Source organism: Gudongella sp. QWL-04 (genome assembly GCF_058683975.1).
This window is the reverse complement of sequence record NZ_CM178754.1, coordinates 441720-464730: the sequence shown is the minus strand read 5'-3', so window position 1 is coordinate 464730 and position 23011 is coordinate 441720. Positions and strand designations below refer to the sequence as shown.

Genomic DNA, 23011 nt, shown 5'->3' with positions numbered 1-23011 from the left:
GAATCCTTTAATACTCCGGCACTGTAACGTGTGCATCACGTGCCTGCCTAAATACCATAAGGTGTTTCGACAAGCATGCTCAGGGACCATATTCGGCTTGATATCCTCTACCCTCTTTCACCAAATGAGGGTTCTCTGTGAGAGTGTTCACATGCTTACTCTTCCCATCAAAGCTGTTTTTCAACTTGAATAAGACTATACCATCGTAATTTTTTATTGTCAACAATGTTTTTTCTATATTTTTTTATAAATATTGATGAAAACGATTATCTCAAAGTCTACGAACATGAAAAATTATTTTTCCAGATACCTTCTTATAGACTCCTGATCCTTCAATATAAGCCCTCTCTCCCCTGCAAGGGTCTCAAGATGGTGAGTAAACTCATGCAACAGTGTTTCCTCAAGTCTCTCTCTTATTTTTTGATGATCCATACCCTCCATGGTCCTTTTGAAGGAACCATAATAAATCCTTATATGACTTCCTGTAATGCTTTTTCTATACTCACCGAGTATATAGAGAGGCCTGGCTGCCCTGCTCTTGGGATGGTATCTGTGCTGAGGCAGCAGCACTACACCTTCATTTAATTTAATAAAAAACTCCTTTGGAATACTCTCAGAAATTTCCTCCAGCATTTGCTGGACCTGGTCGATATCCGGAAAGATCTCCATGATTTCTCCTCCTTAAAAAGGAGGAGGGCCATCCCTCCTCCTGCACTTTGCTTATAGGTTTGATCCACTGGATCCAAGTACATTCTTTATTTTATGCTTTACCATGCCCTTGATCGCCGTTCTTGCGGGTCCAAGGTACTTTCTCGGGTCAAACTCCGAAGGATTTTCAGCAAGAAATTGTCTTATTGCAGCCGTCATTGCAAGTCGCAGATCAGTGTCTATATTTATTTTTGCAACGTTCATACTGGCAGCTCTTCTAAGCATGTCCTCAGGAACTCCCTGAGCTCCTGGTATATTCCCTCCATATTTGTTGCAGAGTGCTACAAACTCAGGAAGCACTGTTGAAGCCCCATGAAGGACCAATGGAGTGTTTGGGAGTTTGTTTCCAATAATTTCAAGTCTTTCAAAATCCAGCTTAGGCTCACCCTTGAATTTATAGGCGCCATGACTGGTTCCTATAGCTATTGCAAGTGAATCTATCCCTGTTCTTTCAGCAAACTCAACAGCCTGGTCAGGATCTGTATAGGTAGCATCCTCTTTACTTACGCTTATGGCATCCTCAACTCCTGCAAGCCTTCCCAGCTCAGCCTCTACGACCACACCTCTTGCATGTGCATACTCCACTACTTCACGAGTAAGTCTTATATTTTCCTCGAAGGGATGATGAGAGGCATCAATCATTACCGAGGTGAAACCATCATCTATACATTTTTTTACTATATCAAAATCCTCACCATGATCCAGATGGAGGACTATATCAAGACCGCTGTCTTCAACGGCAGCTTCAACAAGCTTTTTAAGGTATATAGAGTTAGCATATTTCCTTGCACCTGCAGATACTTGCAAAATAAGAGCTGAATTCTCCTCCTTTGCTGCCTCGATTATTCCCTGGATGATTTCCATGTTGTTTACGTTGAAGGCCCCGATTGCATAACCCCCTGCCTGAGCTTTCCTAAACATTTCGGTTGATGTTACTAAAGCCATTTATATTCCCCCTTGACATAATTATTATCCTAGTTTGTCTTATACCCTGTTCCGGTCTAGTTTAAGAAACTATTTGGAGTACCTCTTAAGTTCTGACTCCATATCCCTTACATTGTACTCCAGTGCCAGTGCAGGCTCTATCCCATACCTTGATATAGCTGTCATTAGTTCATCTATTTCCTCATTGGTCGGTGCTTGGTGTACGTCAAATTTCCCATCATTTCCATGAACGTGTATATATGATATCCACCCTGCAAGAGAGCTTATCCATTCATCTAAGCTTGCCTTCCCAAGTCTAAGGTGCCCTATGTCAAGATTTACCCTTATTCTTTTATCGCTTATCTCCTCAATAAGCTCTGCAAGCATATCAGGAGTTTCCTCGAAGATATTCTCAAGCAGTATTATCCCCTCATATTTTGTATGCCTCAGAACCTCCTGCCAGTACTCCGCCGCCTGCTTTGCATTAAGCTTCCTTAGACTAGGCAGGTTCAAATAAGGATTGATCTGACTATGGAATATGACATAGTCGACCTTTAGAAATGCTGCAATATCCAAGGTCTCAGAATACCTCATCCTGCTTGCTTCCCTAATAAGCAGGTCCGGACTTGATGGTTTGAGATCCAAAAATGGACCATGCATAGCCTTTGGTCCTTTCAATAACGACAAATCCCTGCTGTAGATGGATATGAGTCTCTTCTTCTCTTCTACAGTTAGATTAGGCTCTACAAAATCCTGCAGCTCGATCCCGTAGCCCAATTTGTTGGCTTCCTCGACATTTAAGCTCTCATGAGTGCTGATACAGTTCAATATCCTGTAGCTCATCTTACCTCTCCTATCTATGGTTCAGCTGCCTTATATACTTATATCCGTCTACGATGGATATAACTGTAATGCTGCCATTCTCCGCCCTGAACCTGAAAAATGTCTCAGGGTCATCAATAACCCAGGAACACGCAAGTCTTATAATCCCCTCATGGGTCACTGCTAACACGTTCTCGGTGTTCTTACTAAGACCCTCAAGGAAATCCTTGACCCTGTCATAGGTCTTGAATATGCTTTCTCCATGAGGGATAGTATAGGTGAAGGGATCCTTGTTCCATTGAGCTGTTTCTACAGGGTATTTTTTGCTGTATTCATCATAGGTATAGCCTGTGAATATCCCCCAATTCATCTCCCTTATCCTATCCTCCAGCTTGCCTTCAAGTCCAAGTACCTCCATGGTCTGTATAGTTCTGTTAAGCGGACTGCAGTAAACAGTATCAAAGCTATAATCTTTTAGAATATCCCTGGTTCTTTTGATTTGATCTATTCCCGTAGGTGTCAGCCCTGTAAAGTCCCTGCTCATTCTTTTTCCCAGATTGTCCTTTGATTGTCCATGTCTTATTAAAATTAAATCCATAGGCTCACTCCCCAAAAAATCGCTAAGGCTGTCAGCTCTGAAAGCTCGATGCCTGCTCCGTAAACGTCACCTGTTAAGCCACTTATCTTTCTCATGGACCATTGACCGATAAATTGACCTGAAATTATTGATGCTAATAAAGATACTATACCCAATGGATAAAGTATTCCTACAAAGGCTGTCAATAGTACTGATATAACAATTATGCTTTTCCCCGGTTTGGAGCCTTTGAACATTGAGCCCAGACCCTCCTTGCGTGCAGGAGGAAATCTCCATATCATCCATGCAGCAGAAAGCCTTCCTCCAGCCATTGCTAAGGGTATCCCGATCCATCCATCAACACCTAACCCACTCAGAAACACAAATTTCAAAAGAATCACCAGAATAAGCCCTAAAGCACCAAAGGTGCCAAGTCTGCTGTCCTTCATTATCTCCATCGTCCTCTCCTTTTCCCTGCCTGACAGGAATCCATCCAGGGTGTCTGAAAGTCCGTCCAGGTGCAGTCCTCCTGATAAGACGACCATAGCGAGGATACACATACCGGCAGCGACTTTATCGTCATACACCGTAAAAGCTCTGAATATAAGCCCTGAGATCAAACCTAAGAACATCCCTATCAAAGGAAAAGCTGAGATAGCAGTTCTAAGATTCTTTTTGCTGAATTCTATCTCTCTTTTTATCGGGATCCTTGTCATAAATTGTACAGCCAGTAATACTCCATCTATCATTTTATCTTCACCGGTATGCCTGCACATACCAAATAAACCTCGTCAGCTTTATTGGCAAGCCTTTGATTTATTCTCCCCTGGATATCTCTGAATACCCTTGAAATATGATGCTCCGGTACCAAGGACATACCTACCTCATTTGTAACTATAACAAGGTCCAGGCCTTTTCCAATGACCACATCCATAAGCTCATCTATCACAGCAGCAACACGATCCTCTACCTGCTTGGAGAGCTTATCATCTATGTATTCTGAATCTCCGGTCAAATCGAACATTATATTCGATGTCAGAATGGTTATGCAGTCCAAAAGGTAGTGTTTTTCCTTACCTACGGCTCCTATAAGACCGTCAGCTCCTTCAAACGTCCTCCATGCAGACGGCCTTGATGCTTTGTGGTGCCTGATCCTCTCCTCCATTTCCAGATCATTTGCCTTTGCAGTAGCTATATATACAACATCATCAAATCCCATAAAAAGGCTTTCAGCAAATGTACTCTTGCCGCTTCTGGCCCCACCTATAACAAGTCTTATCATATAATCACATCCTTAAAGCTATTGGTTGAATTAATGTCAATCATAATATTATCACAGAAAGGGGACTTGGAAAAGACAAGCATCTATATTTTCAGCTTTTTAGGGATACGCGGGTCTTTTTTGGGTAAAATAGTGTTGAGTCTATTTATAGGAGGTTTTAATATGCACAAGAAGCTTTTTATCCCAGGACCGGTTGATGTTCGGGAAGATGTACTTCAAAAAATGGCAACGCCCCAAATTGGACACAGAACAAAGGATGCATCCAAGCTTCAAAGGGACATTTCTGAAAAAATGCAGAAGGTTTTCCGCACTGAAAACCAAATAGTATTGTCAACTTCATCCGGCAGCGGTCTTATGGAGGGTGCAATAAGATCCTTCACAAGGAAAAGAGCGGCTGTATTCTCCGTCGGAGCCTTTGGCGACAGATGGTATAAGATGGCAAAAACCAACAACGTACCGGCTGACATATTTAAATCGGAGCCAGGTTACCCAACAACTCCTGAGATGGTAGACGAAGCGCTGGCTACTGGAAAATACGATGTAATAACAGTTACTCATAATGAGACTTCAGCTGGTATAATGAATCCGGTCGATGAGATCGGTAAGCTACTGAAAGAAAAGTATCCGGACGTGCTGTTCCTTGTAGATACTGTAAGCTCTATGGCCGGAGTTCTCATAGACACTGATGCCTGGGGGATTGACGTCTGTATAACTTCAACTCAAAAGGCACTAGGCCTTCCAGCCGGTATGAGCATCTGCTCAGTTTCTGAAAGGGCTATCGAGGCTGGCAGGCAGGTTGAGTTCCGAGGCTTATATCTAGATATCGTAGACCTTTATGACACAGTCATGAAAAAAGATTATCAATACCCGTCTACTCCATCTTTATCACATATGTTTGCTATGGACTACCAGCTAGACAGAATACTTGAAGAAGGTCTTGAGAACCGCTATTCAAGACACCATGAGATGGCTGAGCTTGTAAGAGCATGGGCTAAGAAGCACTTTGAGCTATTTGTCAAGGAAGAGAAATATCTCTCCCAGACGCTTACAACTATAACTAATACGAAGGGTATTAGCGTCAGTGACCTCAATAAGAAGCTTGGAGAAAGAGGCTTTATGATCTCCAATGGCTATGGAGATTTAAAGGACGTTACTTTCAGAATCGCACATATGGCCGACTATTCTGTTGAAGAGGTCAAGGAACTTCTGGATAATATCAACGATATACTTGGATTGGAGTGATAAGAAATATGCTGAGGATACTTGCAACTGACGGAATAGACAAATCTGCCCGGGATGAGCTTGAATCCATGGGTCATGAAGTCACAGAGCAGTTTTTTGAGCCTGAAGAGCTGAAAAAAGCGCTCGCTGATTACGATGTAGTGATCGTAAGATCTGCCACTAAGGTCAAAGCTCCTATTATAGATGCCGCAGCAGAGTCTGGAAGACTTAAGATGATAATACGAGCAGGAGTTGGGGTTGACAATATCGATGTCGAGTACGCTGAGGCTAAGGGACTTAAGGTGAGAAACACTCCTAACTCAAGCAGTGCATCAGTCGCTGAGCTTGCTCTGGCACACATGTTCTCTCTCGCAAGATTCGTGGGTATATCAAATGTTACTATGAGAGAAGGGAAATGGAATAAAAAGAACTATACGGGAATCGAGCTTGCAGGAAAGACTCTTGGACTTATCGGTTTCGGCAGGATCTCCATCGAGTTGGCTAAAAAAGCAAATGCACTGGGTATGAAGGTATTATATACAAACAGGCGGGGTCCGAGAGAAGATTTCCCTGAATACGGTTACTCCACACTCGAGGAGCTGCTTAGGATATCAGATTTCGTATCCATCCATACTCCTTCACTAGAGGGAGGGAAAGCTTTGATTGGTAGGGATGAGCTTAAGATGATGAAAAATACTGCTTATCTTATAAACTGTGCAAGAGGCGGTGTTGTTGACGAGGAGGCTCTTCTTCAAGCTTTAGAGTCCGGAGATCTTGCAGGTGCAGGGATAGATGTCTTTGTCGAGGAGCCAACTAAGAATGCAGCTTTGATAAATCATCCGAACGTGTCCTCAACACCTCATATCGGAGGCTCTACAGCAGAGGCTCAGGAAAGGATAGGCGGAGAGATAGTAGAGATAGTAAAGACCAGTTTCTAAGGAGGTATGTAAATGGCTGTATTGAAACCCTTTAAAGCATACAGGCCGGCTCCTGAGCTGGCCAGCAAGGTGGCTGCGCTGCCATATGACGTAATGAACAGCGATGAAGCCAGGCATATGGTTACAGGAAATCCCTACTCCTTCCTCCATGTTGACAAGGCTGAGATCGATCTTGATCCTTCAGTGGATATCCATGATATACAGGTTTATGAAAAAGCCAGAGATAATCTGTATGGTATGATCAAGGATAAGATTTTTATAAAAGATCCAGAGGACAGTCTATATATCTACAAGCAAATCATGAATGGCAGGACTCAGGTAGGATTAGTTGGAACTACGTCGATCGACGATTATTTAAATAACATAATCAAAAAGCATGAGTTCACAAGGGCTGATAAGGAGCTTGACAGAATAAATCATGTAGATTATACTAACGCAAATACCGGTCCGATATTTTTGACTTATAGAAAACGAGATGACATATCTCAGCTTATAAATAACTGGATGGAGAACAAGGATCCTATCTATGACTTTATTTCCGATGATGGGATCACACATACTGTTTGGCACATAGATGACAGAGGGATCGTGGATGAGCTCGCAGCTAAATTCAGCGGAGTTGACTACCTTTATATAGCCGATGGCCACCACAGGGCTGCATCTGCCGTCAAGGTAGGACTAAAGAGAAGAGAGCAGCTACCTGACTTCGATGGTACTGAGGAATTTAATTATTTCCTTGCAGTCCTCTTTCCAGATGAGGATCTATATATAATGGACTATAATAGAGTCGTAAGGGATCTGAATGAATACTCTACAACTGAATTCATAGAGCTTTTGAAGCAAAGCTTCGAGGTAAAAGAATTTGAAGGCGAAGGTCAGTTCAAGCCCACTGAAAAACACACCTTTGGCATGTATCTCGACGATAAATGGTATTGCATGAAAGCCAAGGATGGTACCTTCGACGAGGATTCACCTGTTGACAGACTGGATGTTTCAATACTTCAGAAAAATGTCCTGACACCTCTTTTGGGGATCCAGGATCCAAGAGTGGACAACAGGATCGATTTTGTGGGAGGTATCAGAGGTTTAGCCGAGCTTGAGGATAGGGTCGATGAAGGCGGTATGAGGGTGGCATTTTCCATGTATCCAACGAGCATATCAGATCTTATGGCAATAGCGGATGCTGGTGAGGTAATGCCGCCAAAATCAACTTGGTTTGAGCCAAAGCTTAGAAGCGGACTTTTCATACACACACTTGAGTAATGATTTATGCCCGGGTCTTCCCGGGCATTTCTATGCCTTGTAATATTGACACAGGCACCACTCAAAGGGTATAAACATACTATGAGGTGATGGAAAATGAAGCAATATAATTTGCTTTTTTATTTTATAGTAGGTCTGCTAGTACTTTCACTGTCATATACCGGCTGGGCATCTACTCTTACCGAGACCTTTGAGGCTGAAGATGACCTTGAAAGGCTTCAGATCGAAGAGAAGGAAATTCTCGATGCTCTGTTTCTGCTATCCCAGGAGGTGAATGAGCTTCTACGCCAAGAACTAAGGCTCAAAGAGGATATCAAAGCTCTGGATATCAACATTAAAAGCCTTGATGAGAACATAAATATAAAGCAAAGGGATTATGACGATGGGTTGTCTGTTATGGAGGAGATCCTAAGGAACTATCAAAAAAAAGGACCTGTCTCTTATCTTCAGCTGATACTAAGCTCGGACAGTGTCGGGACATTGATTGACAGAATAAATGGGATCAGAGATATCTCGAGAGGTACCGAAAAGCTATTGGACAGGCTGCAAAGTGAGAAAGAAGCTCTTGTGATGGAAAAAATGAGGCTGGATGAATCGCTTGAGCAGTTAAACAGAAAACGAAATGAGCTTCAGAGCTCAATAACAGCTAAGGAGGAAGCTTCTCTCGAGCTTGAGAATAGACTATCCGCTCTGCAGGATGAAAGAGGAAAGTATGAAGAGTGGCTCGCTCAACTAGAGAGCTCACTTGTTGATATTAAGCCAGTTTTTACTGATACAATAGCCCAATTATCCAGTGATATAGAATCTGGCAACCTGTCACAGGATCTTATCACGATCAAGCTGGGGCTTGATGGTGTCAGTGGAACGATCTTGGATGAGTCACTGAATCGGGATCTTTCACTGAAGAACTATCCCACAAGGGTGAAGATTTTCTTTGTTAAGGATGTGATGACCCTTGAAATGCCAGACCTTCAGCTTACCATGAAGGGGAGCTTAGAACATCTCGACGAAAGAACGCTGGGATTTTCACTGGATGTAGGAGAATTCATGGGACTTACTTTAGAAAAGGCTGCCATGGAGGAGCTTTTTTCCGATGGCTTGCTTAAATTGAGATTTGATGCTCTTCTGGGAAATAATACGATACGATCGATCCGCCTTGAGGATGGATACCTGTATATGAATATCAAAACGACGTTATTTTAGGGGGAAGTTATGATAGAAGCCAATAAGTTGAGCCTACAATACAAGGATGGAACCTTCGGTTTAAAAGAAGCTACTCTTAAGATAACCGATGGAAAGCTGGTCTATATAACCGGAACAAGCGGTTCTGGTAAGACGAGCTTTATAAAAATGCTCTTAGGCATCGAAAAACCCACTGGTGGAGAGCTTAATGTACTAGGAATGGATATGAAATCTATCAGCCATGGTGAATTACGGAGCTTGAGGCAAAAGATCGGTCCTGTTTTTCAGGATTTTAAGCTCCTTGACGGCAGGACTGCTTGTGAGAATGTTATGACAGGTCTGAGATTTCTTAACCTTGAAAGAGAAGAAATGTACCAGCGAACTTTAGCAGCTCTTGAAAAGGTAGGTCTTTCTCATAAGGTACACAGCATTGTTGAAAACCTCTCCTATGGAGAAAGGCAAAGAGTTGCAATAGCAAGAGCAGTCGCACGCAAACCAGTATTGATAATTGCCGATGAGCCTACAGGTAACCTTGATAAGTCCAATTCAATAATAGTACTCGACCTACTTAAAACCTTTGTATCCCCTGAAACTACAGTGGTCATTACTACACATGCCACACATCTGTTGGACCGTGAAAAGGACTATATCCACATAACTGTAGAGGATGGAAGGATGTCGCTTGAGGAGGTGCATCATGAGTTTTAAGCTTTTCAATTTTCCTTATTTCCTAAGGGAAGCAGGCACCCTTGCCAGGAAGGATCTCTCTTCTTATATCCTTTCTACCTTGAGTCTTTCAATGATTTTTTTCATTTTATCTATGACCGCCTGTCTTGGATATTCAATGAGCTTCATGGCTGATTCTCTCAAGTCTGAGGCTGAAATCAGTGTTTATTATGACCTCGGTTTTGACCCAGGCAGTATTTCTAAAAAACTGCAAGAAATAGATGGGGTCGAAGAAATCGTACTTATACAGGCTGATGAAGCAAAAGACAGAATGATTGAGCTCCTTGGAGATGATTCCAAAATACTTGCCTTATTTGACTATAATCCCTTCAGCGAGTATTTAGAGGTCCATATCCGATTGGATATGGCTGAAGAGATATCAGTAACTGCAGGAAGCATTGAAGGAGTAAACTACGTTCGGGATAACAGAGAGGTATTGACCAAGCTTAAGGACATATCCTCTTTATTCAATCTTGCAGGATTACTGGTTATAGCGGCAGTTGGTGCTGCTACCGTCGTTCTGACCTCACACATTATAAGACAGGGAATCTATCTTAATCGAGATGCAATCGGTACACTTAAGCTCCTTGGAGCACCTGATGGATTCATATACCTTCCCTTCATTATCAATGGGGTCTTTCTAAGTATTTTATCCGGTATATTAAGCCTTTGTGTGACGATCACGGCCGTTTCACAAATATATAATGGTCTGATCGGTTCTCTATCCTTCTTGGTATTGCCGGATTATAACTTATTGCTGACGGGCTTGGTAATATTTACTCTTTCAACGGCACTACTGCTGGGTATAGCTGGATCATTGGTTGGAATAGGTTCAACAAAACCAAAAAAGTGAGGGTATCAGTCCTCACTTTTTTTACATCAATAATAGTATGGCTACGCCTGAGACTGAAATTACAGCTCCTAGTATCTCTCTAGGCTTGACCTTTTCTTTAAATAAAGCGATTGAAAAAGGGATTATCGTAACTGGAGTCATTGAGGTTATCGTCGATACTATTCCCGTGCTCGTATACTTCAAGGCAACAAGCGATAAATTTACTCCTATAAATGGCCCAAATATCGATCCCAGAAATGTATATTTCAAAGCGGTTTTGTCCTTGATCGCAGACCGTAGGTTCTTCCACTCATTCCTTACCGTAACGAATATAACAAAGCACAGGAATCCAGCAATTATCCTGATTTGTGTGGCTGCCATAGTATTATAATCACCAAGGCCAACCTTGCTGAATACCATCCCTGCTGCACTGCCAAAGGCTCCGATAAAAGCATAAGCAAGTCCCTTCATCGAGTACTTTACTCTCATTCTACCCTGTTCCTTGTCCTTGCTTAATATCACTAAAACGATACCGGACATAGTCATCAGCATCCCTAAGAGAGCAGTAGACGGTAATCTTTCCGATAAGAATATAAACCCCAATAATGCTGCCATTGGCGGGCTTGATGCCATCATAAGCATCGATATTCTAACACCCACCTCTATGTAGGCCTTGAGCATAAAATAATCTCCAAGGAAAAATCCAACGATTCCTGACATGGCCAGCCATATCCAATTTTTAAGTGTTGCATCTACGGGGAAGGCTACACCCCTTGTAAAGTAAGCAGTTATGCTTAACATGGTAAACCCAAAAATGAGTTTATAAAAATTGACTGATATGCTGCCTATCCTTATACTGGCCTGGCTGAAGAACAAGCCTACCAGAGTCCAGCTGAATGCAGTTGCTATTGCAGCCAGCTCGCCTATATTTCCCTGTGGCATCCTATCCAACTCCTTGATCGTCTGACTAAGCAGGGCTTGCTACAAGCAGGCCCATGATTGTGACCCTAATTAAATTCCTCATAAGCTCTTATGGTCAGCAAGGCAGCCTGTTCCCTGGTGGTATGGTCAAGTGGGTTCAACATCCCCTTGGCATCGCCCTTCATTATTCCATGATGTACTAGAAACATTACTGCATCATAAGCATATGGCTGGATCTGCTCACCTGTTTCTCTAGGTTGATAATAACCGTTGATTTCATGCATCATAAGCTTCAAGGTCCTGAATATGATCAAGGCAATATCCTGTCTTGAGATTGGATTATCAGGTCTAAATGATCCATCTTCATAACCAGTAATTATTCCTAAGCTTGCTGCCTTTGCAATTTGAATATTATCTGTGTCTGAAAATGGAAATCCTCCATATTGGACTTCAGTTCCAGTCCGCGACTCATAGAAGCTTACCATCATTTCACTGAATTCCTCGCGGGTTATGATATCCCGCATATTGGAGCTTATCCTCTGAGTTATAAAGCCATATTCCATCGCTTTATCCAGCTCCTCGATAGCCCAGCTGCTTGCATAATTATATGGGTAAACCAATCCAAGGCTGGCACTTGCACTAAATCCGTCAGCGAGATAATATGAGCCCAAAATATCCTTCCTCTCCTGAATATATCTGACTCTTGCACTATAAGATGTACTCATGAAGTCAATGCGGCTTTCAGCTATTCCAAGCTCCTCCAGGGATACAACCACTGATATCCTTGAATCAGGGTCGATTTGCAGCTGATCAAAGCTGTAGTAAATATCCTTGATATGAACCTCAGAGCCTTTCCTTGAATATAAATTTACGTGATAATACAATCCGTTTCCTGGGTATTCACTGTTTAAATATGTTCCAAGTGCAGGATCATTCATCCATGACAGCCTCAATCCCTGCTCACCACCTACTGGTAGTCCTATGCTTACAGCTCGTGGAGTTCCAGGATCAAAGCCAGCTCCATTTGCAGCAAAGGGTTGCAGGACCATAATAAGTGCTATTAGCACTGCTAATGCTTTCCTCATAAGCTTCCTCCTACTTGTTGGAGTCTTTCCAACTCCTATACTTTTCCAGTTCGTCCTTAACTCTGGACAGAATATATCCTAATACTGCTGCATCGTCTAAAAACCCTGCAAATAGGAAGTCGGGAATAATATCCATAGGATTTACAAGGTATATTATCCCGGCTACTATGGCAGCTATGCTTGCTTTTGATACATCATTATAATTCTTCTTCGTAAAGTCTCTTGCCAGGTTCAAAGCCAGGCCTATGTCGTCGATCATACCAGCGAGCTGATTGTTATCCTTTACCTTCACACTTGCAGAAGATAGAAGCTCTTTCATTCTTTCGGAGTCTCCCATATACTCCTTTGCCTTTCCCATCAGACTCTGAGTGATCCTTGCAGGATCAAATTTCTTTTTCTTCATCTCTAACCCTCCAGAGGGTTTGCCCTAGTGTGTTGAATAAGCTTCTCGTTTATGTATTCATAACCCCTATAACTATGTGGTATAAAGCAGCTGCTGCAATCCTTGATCCCATTTATTACTGAATAATTCCCACCGCAATCCTTAATCAGATATAAAGGGCAATAACAGAACATGCAATTGAATTCATCGATTTTTGTCCTATGACAGGGGTAGTATTGACAAGCTGTGTTTTTGTAGTATCTAAATGAATTTTCCATATAATCACTCTTCCTCAATTATGTTCATAGTATTATACCATAGTTGACGTGTATTTGTAAAAACCACTGCATTAAAAGTGGACCCTGAAACAAGGAAGGCCCGGTTTCCCGGGCCTTCCTTAGCTTTAAACTATTGGCCTATTTCATATTCTCTTCAGCTTTATCCCAATCAACAACATTGAACCATGCATCGATATAATCTGCTCTTAGATTTTGATACTTCAGATAGTATGCATGCTCCCAAACATCGATCCCAAGAATTGGCTTCAAACCATCTGAGATCGGGTTATCCTGATTCGGGGTAGATGTGACCTTAAGCTTCTCCCCATCCATCACAAGCCAAGCCCAGCCGCTTCCAAATCTACCCATTGCAGCTTTTTTAAACTCAGCTTTGAAGGCATCCAGGCTACCAAAATCTCTATCTATTAGCATCCCTAGCTCTCCCTTTGGCTCTCCTCCGCCTGATGGCGACATCAGCTCCCAAAACATCGAGTGGTTTAGGTGCCCTCCACCATTGTTCCTTACAGCTGTTCTAATATTCTCTGGAACTGCTTCCAGGTTGGAAATGATCTCTTCTATACTCTTACTACTTAAATCCTCATGTCCCTCAAGTGCTGCGTTCAGGTTGTTGATATACGCCTGGTGATGCTTTGTATGATGGATCTCCATTGTCCTTTCATCAATATTTGGTTCAAGCTGATCATACTTATAATTTAATTCTGGCAGTTTGAATGGCATTGTATCTCTCCTTTATCTATATTAAATACTAGTTATCCGTTACTCATATACCCCAAAGCATCAATTGATAAACGTTATCATTTGATGCTAAAAAAAAGTCCACACTTAGCGGACTTAGTTGCTGTTTATAAAGCTGATTATCTTATCCATCAATTGGGGATGAAGAGGAAGCTTTGGATCCTGATACGTCTTCATATTACCTTCGGGATCAGTTGGTGCTTCCTTTAGTATATGATTCATGCCTTCAATTATTACAGGATCCATACCGGCACCATCACCCAGCATCCTGGCATCCTCAACTGTTACCTGAAGATCATTGTCTCCTTGTATGATCAATATTGGTACATTTATATCCCCGTATACCTTTGCAGGATCATATTTGAACCAGGAAATAAGGTATGGTTGAATGCTGTCCCTGAATAGAGATTGGAGCATTTCAGGAACCTCCTTTACTGTTCTTCCTTCCTTTAACTCCATTATTATCGGTGTGGTAAGATCTGTTATCTCCTTAGGCTGCGAGGACAGCTGTCTGATCAAAGTATCATATGCAGGTTCACCAACCCCGGCCAGTGAAACAAAGCCTGAAACCTGGGATTTTGTGGCAGCTGCTGCCGATATAAGCGCACCTTCACTGTGCCCAATAAGATAAATATTACTAAACCTATCGTCAGATCCAGCCTTTTCGACCCAGAGAACCAGGTCATTTACGTAGTCCTCGAATACAAGCTCGCTTTCACTTTTTATTAGGCCCATCGACTCAGCTATACCTCTTTTGTCATATCTTATGGATGCGATCCCATTATTTGCAAGCTCCTGAGCTATCATTTTCAGTCCATTATTTGATCCAGCTATTGCACTGTTTCCGTCTCTGTCAGTAGGTCCAGATCCAGGATGTATTATGGCAACCTTAAATGGACCTTCACCCTCTGGGAGTGTCAGGGTACCATAAATGGACCCGCCTTCAACAGCCAAATCATAATCCTCTTCAACAATTCCTCCAGCTGAGCTGCAGCCTGAAAGGAACAACGCTGATGCCAGTAGCAAAATTAAATATTTACGTTTCATTAAACCACCTCCAATTAAGAAAGGCCTGATGTGATCAGGCCTTTTGATTACTTAAGCGGCTCAAGCTTAGCCGTAAAGTGTCTAAGCACCTTAGGCTCCCAGTTTACCCTGTAGCCCTTGAGAGTATCCTTTCTTTCTTTTATTGCCTTAAGTGCTTCAACGATAACATCAAGGTGTGACTGAGTGTAAACTCTCCTTGGTACTGCCAGTCTTGTAAACTCAAATTCTGATTCTATTTGCTCGCCAGTGTCGGGGTCGTTGCCCATCATATAGGAGCCTATATCGCAGCTTCTGATCCCTGCTTCGATATAAAGTTCAACAGCTAGTGCCTGAGCAGGGAACTCATAATATGGTATATGTGGCAAAAGCTTCTTGGCATCAAGAAACACAGCATGCCCTCCAACCGGAGATTGATAAGCTATGCCGGCTTCATCAAGCTTTCCTGCAAGGTACTCCATTTGACCTATTCTATATTTCAGAAAATCAAAGTCAGTACCTTCCTGTAGACCGATCGCCATAGCCTCGATATCTCTTCCTGATAGTCCACCATAGGATACAAAGCCCTCATAAGGAATAGTTCTTGCCTTAACCATTTCATAAAGCTCAGGATCGTTCTTGACTCCTACAAGTCCGCCCATATTGATTATGGCATCCTTCTTTGCACTCATCGTGAATACATCAGCATAGCTGAACATTTCTCTTGCAATGTCCTTTATTGACTTTTCTGCATAACCATCTTCCCTATTTTTTATAAAGTAAGCGTTTTCCGCATACCTGGCAGCGTCTATGCAAACAGGGATGTTGTAGGATTTTGCTATTTCACTAGTCTTTTTGATGTTATCCATAGATACTGGCTGTCCGCCTGCACTATTATTTGTAACTGTAATGATTATCATGCCAACATTCTCTGGTCCATGCTCTTCAATAAGCTTTTTAAGTCTTTCAATATCCATATTGCCCTTAAATGGATGGTAGTTGACTGTATCTAGAGCCTCAGGGATAACACAGTCTATAGCCCTTGCACCTGCCAGCTCCACGTGAGCACGTGTAGTATCAAAATGCATGTTAGATATGGCTACCTTGCCCTCATGAAGAAAAATAGGCATTACTACCTTCTCAGCTGCTCTTCCCTGGTGTACCGGCTGGAAATACTCATAACCGAATATATCCTTGGCAGATACCATAAGGTTTTTATAGCTTCTTGAGCCTGAATAAGCCTCATCCCCTACCATCACTCCAGCCCATTGATTGGCGCTCATAGCTCCGGTGCCACTGTCTGTCAAAAGATCGATATATACATCGTCAGAATCAAGATAGAAAACATTGTAATGAGCATTCTTGATTTTTTCGATCCTTTCCTCTCGAGTCAACATCTTAATGGGCTCAACCATCTTGATCTTGAAAGGTTCAGCATAGTATTTGGTCATGAAATCCCCTCCATTTTTTATATAGAAATGACTACAGGTCTCCCTTAAGTCCTATCTCCTCAGCAACCTTCCTCATTCCGAGGATAGTTTGGTTTATGACTTCCATCAGCTCCATACCCATCATAGCAACGCCTTCCTCTATTACCTCACGGTTGACGCCAGCTGCGAAGGACTTTTGGCCCCACTTTTTCTTCACAGATTTCGCTTCCATATCCATTATTGATTTGCTGGGTCTCATAAGAGCTGTAGCAGCAACCAGTCCTGTAAGCTCATCAATTGCATAAATTGTCTTCTCCATGAATTCTTTTGGCTCAATGTCTGTACAGAGCTTCCATCCATGGCTAAGTACTCCCCTGATGTAATCCTCCGGCCAACCCTCTTCTCTTAAAATCTGCTCAGTGATTTTACAGTGCTCATCAGGATATTTGTCGTAGTCAAGGTCATGGATAAGTCCAATCACGCTCCACTTATCTACATCTTCGCTGAATAGTTCTGCAAAATGCCTCATAGTGGCCTCTACCGCCAACGCGTGCTTGATCTGGCTGTCATTTTCAACATATTTCGTCAAAAGCCTGTAGGCTTCTTCTCTTGTAGGTCTTGTCAACAGGATCCCTTCTTTCTAGCTTTTAGTTAGATTTTACCGAAAATTTGCATCAATTACAATAGCAGCTCTCGCCTATTTTCTTAGGCTGAAGTAAAAGGTACTCCCTTCGCCTTCCTTGCTCCTTACTCCATATTCCCCATTGTGGGCTATTATGATTGATTTTACTAATGACAGACCGATCCCTGATCCGGTTTTTCTTCTGGAATGGCTCTTCCCTCCCCTGTAGTACCTATCCCAGATATGGTCAAGCTCATCAGCAGCTATCCCTGGTCCATGATCCTCTATGGTAAACCTGACTGAATTTTCATCTCCTTCTACAGTTATTTCAATCCGTCTGTCGTCATCTGTGTAGTTGACAGCGTTTCCAATTAGGTTATAGATTGCCTGAGAAAGCTTCCTCTTATCCCCCTGGACAATTGTGTCACCATTAGCTGTGAGTTTGAAGGTATAACCTTCGTTTTCCTGGAAGTAATTGAATCTATCCAGAACCTCCCTTGAAAGCTCTGACATATCCAGGATTTCAAGCTCCATATCTTTAAGTCCGGACTGAACCCGTGTGAGTTCCAGCATATCATCTACAAGTGATGACAGCTTGTCAGTCTCCTGAATTATAGTTTCTAGATGGGCCTCTCTTTTTTCCTTTGAATCACCTGATATGTCTCTTATCATTTCACTATATGATCTTATCACAGTTAATGGAGTTTTTAGGTCATGGGTAACATTCGCCATCAAATCCTTCCTTAATTCTTCCGCTCTTGAAAGCTCAATTGTCGTTGTATTAAGAGTGTCCGCAAGATTATCGATTTCTGTATAGGAACCCTTTTCAAAGCTTACTCCATAGTCTCCTTTGGCAAGAGCTCTTGCTGATCTGGTTATGTGTGTTATAGGCTCCGAGATCCATCTAGCCAGGACGAAGGATATACCAAGTGCCAGGAAGAGGGATATTCCGGTTATCCTTATAAGCTGACTTTTCAGAACATTTACGGTGGAATCTATAGGCTCCAGCATAGAGTTTATAAAGAGGAAGTAGTTCGGAGCATCCACATTCCTTAAGATTGCTCCATAGACCAGTATTGGATTTCTAACTCTATTGTCACTCCTCGTATATACTACATGATCAGTCTCAGATCCATATAATCTGGCAAGGAAATCTGAGAATGTCGCGTTGTTTAGTCTGGGTTGCCGGACTATGTCGAATATATCCAATGGGTATACGAGCTTACCTGTCTGATCCAGAATATTTATCGAAATACCTTCATTAAAGGAGGTCTCCACCAGGGCATTTTCAAAATCCAAAGATCCATACTTGGCAGCCAATTCATTTCCGATCCTGCTTATTTCCTTGGTTTTCATGGACTCATAGTAGCTGTTTAAAAATACAATCTGTAAAAGCCATAGCAATGCCATTATCGCTGCGGCAAAGGATACGAAATAAAGCCATAACTTGAAATTTAAGGACTTCTTGTCAAGCTTGGATATCATTTTACCTCATTTCCTTTCCTCAAATTTATAGCCTACCCCTCTGAGAGTAACTATATTCTCTCTGTAAGGCCCAATATTATTTCTCAGCATCTTTATATGAGTATCAATAGTCCTGTCATCCCCAAAAAAGTCATATCCCCATATCTCTTTAAGGAGCTGTTCTCTGGACAATGCCCTGTTTTTATTCGACGCAAGGTATACCAGTAGTTCAAATTCTTTTGGAGTAAGGTCAACCTTATCCCCGTCAACAAAAACATCCCTGGCCTCTACATCTATAACTAATCCATCGAATCTTAAGGCTGATTTTCTATTTCTTCCCTGATTTCTTCCAATTATCGCATTAATCCTTGCCATTACCTCTTTTGGCGAGAAGGGCTTTACCACATAGTCATCTGCTCCAAGCTCAAATCCGAACAGCTTATCATACTCCTCACCCCTCGCTGAAAGCATTAAGACAGGGATATTTTTTGCCTTCCGTATTTCTTTGACAGCTGAAAATCCATCCAGCTTTGGCATCATTATGTCCATTACTACTAAATCGAAATCATTATCTCTGCAAAGTCTGACCGCTTCCATCCCGTCTGAAGCTTCAGTGACACTATATCCTTCAAATTCAGCATACTCCCTCAAAACCTCTCTTATTTTGCTCTCATCGTCTACAATCAGCAGCCTATACATCATATCACCCCAATTTCATTCTATACTCATTTTGTGACAGCCACGTGAAATATATCTAAAGCTTTATGTTAAAAAACAATTAGTCTATTTTATTAAAACTACTGCTATACAAAATAATATCAGAATAATCGACTCCCAACAATATCTCCATAGATAACCGGGCATAAGTTATAAATGTAAAATACTAGAAACGGCTTGCAATATTTATTTACTATGTTAAAATATTAATTAATATAGGTAAACGTATTCCTATTTCGTTCTCTTGATCCCCAGAGGGCGTATATTTTTTTTATTATTGGTTAAATAATTATCAAACGGAGGTCTAAAATGATTAAACGGTCTTATGAAATGAAGGTTGATGTTCACAATGAGTTTCTTGGTGGAGAAGGAGTTCTTACTAATACTCATTTTCTTGACAAAGAAAATGCATCTGGAGCAGGCAGATTATTCTCCAGGAGTGTTCTAACGCCTGGCAGCTCAATTGGTTATCACACTCACAATGGTGACTTTGAGGTCTATTATATTCTCTCAGGCAAAGCTCAAGTCAACGACAATGGTGAGTTTCATGAGCTTGAAGCTGGAGATTCAATACTCACTAATGACAAAGGCTCGCACTCCATAAAAAATGTTGGTGACGAGGATTTAGAGTACATTGCACTAATCCTTTATAACAGGGAGAATAAATAAGTACTTGTATTAGGCTTGAGTCAGTAAGCTATAGCATTGTTAAAGAAAGGTAGTATAAGAAATTCTGAAAGGCAGCTTGAGTTAAAATAAATAATTTTAGGAGGATAATAATGGTTGCAGATTTTGGTTCTTTGGTTGTAATGATAGTAAGTATAATCGCACTTGTATTATTAATAATGAAGCTAAAGGTTCATCCGGTTTATGCACTGATTTTAGTAGCGGTTGTTGCAGCATTTGGATTCGGTTTCCCGATTTCTGAAATATTCCCTACGGTTACTGGCGGATTTGGAGGAACAATAGGAAATATTGGTATAGTTATAATTCTCGGTTGTGCTATAGGTGTAATACTAGAGGACACTGGTGGTGCAATGGTGCTTGCCAACACAATTCTAAAGTGGGTTGGAAGAAAAAACAGCAAGCTAGCGATGGCATTAACTGGTTATCTGGTTTCTATCCCAGTATTCAGTGATTCAGCAATAGTCATTATGTCGCCAGTCGCAAGAGCACTATCAGCAAGAGGTGGAATACCTCTGGTAGCACTCTTAGGAGCACTTAATGCAGGGATCATGGCAACTCATACCATGGTACCTCCAACTCCAGGACCTATTGCTGCGGCAGGTACTTTAGGAGCTGATTTAGGATTTATGATACTGTTAGGCTTAATATCCTCAGCAGCTTATACTATGGCAGGGAGTGCTTGGTGCAACAGCAGATACATGCTTAATAAATACCCTGCAGTTGCTTTTATGGAAAACGTTGAAGTAGCAACAGATAATGATTATGAGCTAAAGAGCACTAATGGGCGACCTCTCCCAAGTGCATTCATGGCTTTTGCAAGTATAATTGTACCAGTACTATTAATATGTATTAATTCATTTGGGTCCCTCTTTCTAGACAAAGAAGCTGCAATCAGACCAACTTTAGGATTCATAGGACACCCGATATTTGCACTGACAACAGGAGTAGTTATAGCATTGATGATGGATAAAGAGAGAAGAACTCTATCTCAGTGGTACTCGTGGCTAAATGACTCAGTTGAAAAATCTGGCTTCATAATCCTTGCAACTGGTGCTGCTGGTGCATTTGGAGCAGTTCTAAAATCCTCTGGAGTAGGAACCTACCTTGGAGATATGATAGCTACTACAGCTTTGCCCGCAGTATTTATACCTTATCTGATTGCTGTATTGTTGTCTGTAGCAAATGGCTCAGCTACAGTATCGCTGTTAACAGGATCTGCAATCGTTTTACCGCTGATGCCTTCGCTTGGACTATCACCAGTAATTGCAGCGTTATCCATAGCAGCAGGTTCATCATTCTTCTATCACGCAAACGCAAGCCACTTTTGGGTAGTTCTTAAATCTAACGGAGATCTTCCAATGCGTCAGGGTTATGATTTAGTATCAATACCAACTGCTCTAGGGAGCATGGCTGCAATGGTTGTCGTTTGGGCAATGTCGATCTTTATATAATTAAAACACCGTATTGGTATATTTCAACCAATACGGTGTTTTGTTATATTCTCCTTAAGCTCTTCAATTGTACTCGGTAGACTCTCGAGATCATTTAGGATATAGTCAGCTTTTGTATTCTTTTTAGTTCTTTCAATATCGATTATTACTCCTCCTAATAATACTTTAGGCGATTCCAGCTCCAACTGACCTTTTAAAGCTGATATCAGATAACTTGCACTGTTTAGGCCTTCAGTGGTCAAGGTGGACATGACAAGAACTTCTGGTTTTTCTTCCTTTATCAAATTTATTATGCTATCAAATGGTACATTTGTACCTAAAAATCTTGTTTTCCACCCGGCAGCTTTGAAAAATTCTGCTGCCATTTTTAGAGTTAAAACGTGATGCTCACCGCCTGGAGACATAAATACAGCAGATAGTCTCTGATATGGAACCGTTTCCTGGCTCTCTGACAGATAATCGATCAGTCTGTCTATAATGGCTGTTATATAATGCTCCTGAGCAACTGATATTTCGCCTAGTTGCCAGCCAATGCCTACTTTGCGGAGTATAGGTACAAAAATCTGTTGTATGATAGTTGTCAGCATTATTCCTTCTGAGTGAACTAGCTTGATCAATTCTTTAGCTTGTTCCTCTCTAAAATCTACCAGATGCTCTAAAAATTCATCTGCGATCTTAGAATAATTCTCGCTCTCCAATGACCGTGAAGCCTTATGTTTTACCTTTTCTTCAACTCCCAAAAGGTGATCCAGGCTGATGTTTAGAAAATCAGAGATTTCCCGGAGTGTGTCCAATCCGGGAAATCTGGTATTATTCTCATAATTTGCTATTGCTGATTGAGCGACTCCCAATACCCTGGCAAGCTCCTTCTGGGTAACTTTTTTGTTTTTTCTAGCTTTCTTAAGTCTGGATCCAAAATCGCTCATTCAAACACCTCTACTTAGTATTTCTTTCTTGATATAAGAAGGCCACCTAGTGCCATTATACCTAAGCCTATCAGCGGAGTCAATTGACCAGCTGATCCAGTGGCAGGAAGCACTGGGGCTGATGTTGTTTCTATTTCCATCATTGGCTGATAAAAAAAGTTTGAAGGAACCATTACTGTGTCAATTACGTGTATCACTCCGTTTGATGCTTCAATATCTGCTGTAACCACTGTGCTACCTGAAACCTTAACACCTGACTTGAGGTCAAATTCAAGCTCCTGACCATTAAGTGAAGGAGCCTTAAGTCCATCGCTTAAATCAGTACTCATTACTTTACCTGATACTACATGGTATAATAGTACCTTCGCCAGATCGGGTTGAGCCAGAAGATCCTCAGCAGAAATTCCAAGACCGTTCAATAGCTTTATGAATGCCTCATTAGTTGGTGCAAATACTGTGAAAGGACCTTCTCCTTGAAGCGCTCCTACCAACTCAGCCTTTTGTAGCGCTGCTACCAATATACTGAAATCCTCATTACCTACTGCTATATCTACTATACTTTGCTCTTCTGCATAAACTGCGGATGAAAATACCAACATCAATGCTAACAGCATGCTCATTATCTTTTTCATTTTTGTTCCTCCTTATTTTTATTATTATCACGGTTAGTTATATTCTTTAATCTAATAATATATCTTTACGTTATATTTGTCAACACTTTTTTTATAATTTTTTTATAAATATTTCTATCCGTGATTTTTATGATTGTAAATATTGGTATTCAGGCATTCATG

At 41.5% G+C, this 23011-nt stretch carries 26 protein-coding genes and 1 other annotated feature (1 of these 27 running past the window's edge); of the genes, 8 read left to right on the top strand and 18 right to left on the bottom strand.

Annotated elements, in window-relative coordinates; all coding sequences use genetic code 11:
• Positions 1-180, bottom strand: a binding site (T-box leader) (it extends 76 nt beyond the left edge of the window).
• A 114-nt stretch (positions 181-294) separates the two neighbouring features.
• From AC4PHB_RS02330 to cobU, 6 genes are all read right to left on the bottom strand, one after another.
• The gene (locus AC4PHB_RS02330) at positions 295-669 is read right to left on the bottom strand and encodes a metallopeptidase family protein (RefSeq protein ID WP_492137059.1); all 375 of its coding nucleotides are present in this window, start codon (positions 667-669) and stop codon (positions 295-297) included.
• Positions 670-720: 51 nt separating this feature from the next.
• Positions 721-1653 carry a class II fructose-1,6-bisphosphate aldolase gene (gene fba / locus AC4PHB_RS02325; protein WP_492137058.1) on the bottom strand — a complete coding sequence of 311 codons (933 nt, stop codon included), beginning with the start codon at positions 1651-1653 and terminating at the stop codon, positions 721-723.
• Between the two features lie 69 nt (positions 1654-1722).
• The gene (locus AC4PHB_RS02320) at positions 1723-2475 is read right to left on the bottom strand and encodes a sugar phosphate isomerase/epimerase family protein (RefSeq protein ID WP_492137057.1); all 753 of its coding nucleotides are present in this window, start codon (positions 2473-2475) and stop codon (positions 1723-1725) included.
• Between the two features lie 10 nt (positions 2476-2485).
• Positions 2486-3052: a histidine phosphatase family protein gene (locus AC4PHB_RS02315; protein ID WP_492137056.1), complete on the bottom strand. Its 567-nt coding sequence runs from the start codon at positions 3050-3052 to the stop codon at positions 2486-2488.
• Positions 3043-3780 carry an adenosylcobinamide-GDP ribazoletransferase gene (cobS, locus tag AC4PHB_RS02310; protein ID WP_492137055.1) on the bottom strand — a complete coding sequence of 246 codons (738 nt, stop codon included), beginning with the start codon at positions 3778-3780 and terminating at the stop codon, positions 3043-3045. Before cobS ends, AC4PHB_RS02315 begins: the two co-directional genes overlap by 10 nt.
• Complete coding sequence (gene cobU / locus AC4PHB_RS02305) at positions 3777-4313, bottom strand: bifunctional adenosylcobinamide kinase/adenosylcobinamide-phosphate guanylyltransferase (RefSeq protein ID WP_492137054.1); 537 nt, start codon at positions 4311-4313, stop codon at positions 3777-3779. Before cobU ends, cobS begins: the two co-directional genes overlap by 4 nt.
• Positions 4314-4475: 162 nt before the next feature.
• Here cobU and AC4PHB_RS02300 point away from each other — a divergent pair, with 162 nt between their 5' ends.
• From AC4PHB_RS02300 to AC4PHB_RS02275, 6 genes are all read left to right on the top strand, one after another.
• A complete protein-coding gene (locus AC4PHB_RS02300) occupies positions 4476-5555 on the top strand; it encodes a pyridoxal-phosphate-dependent aminotransferase family protein (RefSeq protein ID WP_492137053.1) in 1080 nt (359 codons plus the stop codon).
• A gap of 8 nt (positions 5556-5563) precedes the next feature.
• Positions 5564-6472, top strand: coding sequence for a D-2-hydroxyacid dehydrogenase (locus AC4PHB_RS02295; RefSeq protein ID WP_492137052.1), 909 nt, complete (start codon positions 5564-5566; stop codon positions 6470-6472).
• Positions 6473-6484: 12 nt separating this feature from the next.
• On the top strand, positions 6485-7735 hold the full coding sequence (locus AC4PHB_RS02290) for a DUF1015 domain-containing protein (RefSeq protein ID WP_492137051.1): 1251 nt from the start codon (positions 6485-6487) through the stop codon (positions 7733-7735).
• A 96-nt stretch (positions 7736-7831) separates the two neighbouring features.
• A complete protein-coding gene (locus AC4PHB_RS02285; RefSeq protein WP_492137050.1) occupies positions 7832-8938 on the top strand; it encodes a coiled-coil domain-containing protein in 1107 nt (368 codons plus the stop codon).
• 9 nt (positions 8939-8947) lie between these two features.
• Positions 8948-9625, top strand: a complete 678-nt coding sequence (locus AC4PHB_RS02280; RefSeq protein ID WP_492137049.1) for a cell division ATP-binding protein FtsE — start codon at positions 8948-8950, stop codon at positions 9623-9625.
• A complete protein-coding gene (locus AC4PHB_RS02275; protein WP_492137048.1) occupies positions 9615-10496 on the top strand; it encodes a cell division protein FtsX in 882 nt (293 codons plus the stop codon). Before AC4PHB_RS02280 ends, AC4PHB_RS02275 begins: the two co-directional genes overlap by 11 nt.
• Positions 10497-10517: 21 nt before the next feature.
• On the opposite strand, the gene AC4PHB_RS02270 is transcribed toward AC4PHB_RS02275, so the two are convergent.
• The 10 genes from AC4PHB_RS02270 to AC4PHB_RS02225 form a co-directional block, all read right to left on the bottom strand.
• Complete coding sequence (locus AC4PHB_RS02270) at positions 10518-11417, bottom strand: DMT family transporter (RefSeq protein ID WP_492137047.1); 900 nt, start codon at positions 11415-11417, stop codon at positions 10518-10520.
• A 65-nt stretch (positions 11418-11482) separates the two neighbouring features.
• On the bottom strand, positions 11483-12481 hold the full coding sequence (locus AC4PHB_RS02265) for an S-layer homology domain-containing protein (protein WP_492137046.1): 999 nt from the start codon (positions 12479-12481) through the stop codon (positions 11483-11485).
• Between the two features lie 10 nt (positions 12482-12491).
• Positions 12492-12884 carry a YkvA family protein gene (locus tag AC4PHB_RS02260; RefSeq protein ID WP_492137045.1) on the bottom strand — a complete coding sequence of 131 codons (393 nt, stop codon included), beginning with the start codon at positions 12882-12884 and terminating at the stop codon, positions 12492-12494.
• Between the two features lie 2 nt (positions 12885-12886).
• Positions 12887-13141, bottom strand: a complete 255-nt coding sequence (locus AC4PHB_RS02255) for a cysteine-rich small domain-containing protein (RefSeq protein ID WP_492137044.1) — start codon at positions 13139-13141, stop codon at positions 12887-12889.
• Between the two features lie 138 nt (positions 13142-13279).
• Complete coding sequence (locus AC4PHB_RS02250; RefSeq protein WP_492137043.1) at positions 13280-13879, bottom strand: superoxide dismutase; 600 nt, start codon at positions 13877-13879, stop codon at positions 13280-13282.
• Between the two features lie 114 nt (positions 13880-13993).
• Complete coding sequence (locus tag AC4PHB_RS02245) at positions 13994-14944, bottom strand: alpha/beta hydrolase family protein (RefSeq protein ID WP_492137042.1); 951 nt, start codon at positions 14942-14944, stop codon at positions 13994-13996.
• A 47-nt stretch (positions 14945-14991) separates the two neighbouring features.
• Entirely contained in the window at positions 14992-16371 is a 1380-nt protein-coding gene (locus AC4PHB_RS02240; RefSeq protein ID WP_492137041.1) for a tryptophanase, read from the bottom strand.
• Between the two features lie 31 nt (positions 16372-16402).
• Entirely contained in the window at positions 16403-16975 is a 573-nt protein-coding gene (locus AC4PHB_RS02235; protein WP_492137040.1) for an HD domain-containing protein, read from the bottom strand.
• A gap of 72 nt (positions 16976-17047) precedes the next feature.
• Positions 17048-18457 carry a sensor histidine kinase gene (locus AC4PHB_RS02230; RefSeq protein WP_492137039.1) on the bottom strand — a complete coding sequence of 470 codons (1410 nt, stop codon included), beginning with the start codon at positions 18455-18457 and terminating at the stop codon, positions 17048-17050.
• Positions 18458-18463: 6 nt separating this feature from the next.
• Complete coding sequence (locus tag AC4PHB_RS02225) at positions 18464-19135, bottom strand: response regulator transcription factor (protein WP_492137038.1); 672 nt, start codon at positions 19133-19135, stop codon at positions 18464-18466.
• 327 nt (positions 19136-19462) lie between these two features.
• On the opposite strand from AC4PHB_RS02225, the gene AC4PHB_RS02220 reads away from it, so the two are divergent.
• Both AC4PHB_RS02220 and AC4PHB_RS02215 read left to right on the top strand, forming a co-directional pair.
• On the top strand, positions 19463-19822 hold the full coding sequence (locus AC4PHB_RS02220) for a cupin domain-containing protein (RefSeq protein WP_492137037.1): 360 nt from the start codon (positions 19463-19465) through the stop codon (positions 19820-19822).
• A 110-nt stretch (positions 19823-19932) separates the two neighbouring features.
• Complete coding sequence (locus tag AC4PHB_RS02215; RefSeq protein WP_492137036.1) at positions 19933-21291, top strand: GntP family permease; 1359 nt, start codon at positions 19933-19935, stop codon at positions 21289-21291.
• A 23-nt stretch (positions 21292-21314) separates the two neighbouring features.
• Here the strand turns inward: AC4PHB_RS02215 and AC4PHB_RS02210 are convergent, their stop codons facing one another.
• On the bottom strand, positions 21315-22217 hold the full coding sequence (locus tag AC4PHB_RS02210) for a helix-turn-helix domain-containing protein (RefSeq protein ID WP_492137035.1): 903 nt from the start codon (positions 22215-22217) through the stop codon (positions 21315-21317).
• A 14-nt stretch (positions 22218-22231) separates the two neighbouring features.
• On the bottom strand, positions 22232-22849 hold the full coding sequence (locus AC4PHB_RS02205) for a fasciclin domain-containing protein (RefSeq protein ID WP_492137034.1): 618 nt from the start codon (positions 22847-22849) through the stop codon (positions 22232-22234).
• Positions 22850-23011: the final 162 nt, after the last annotated feature.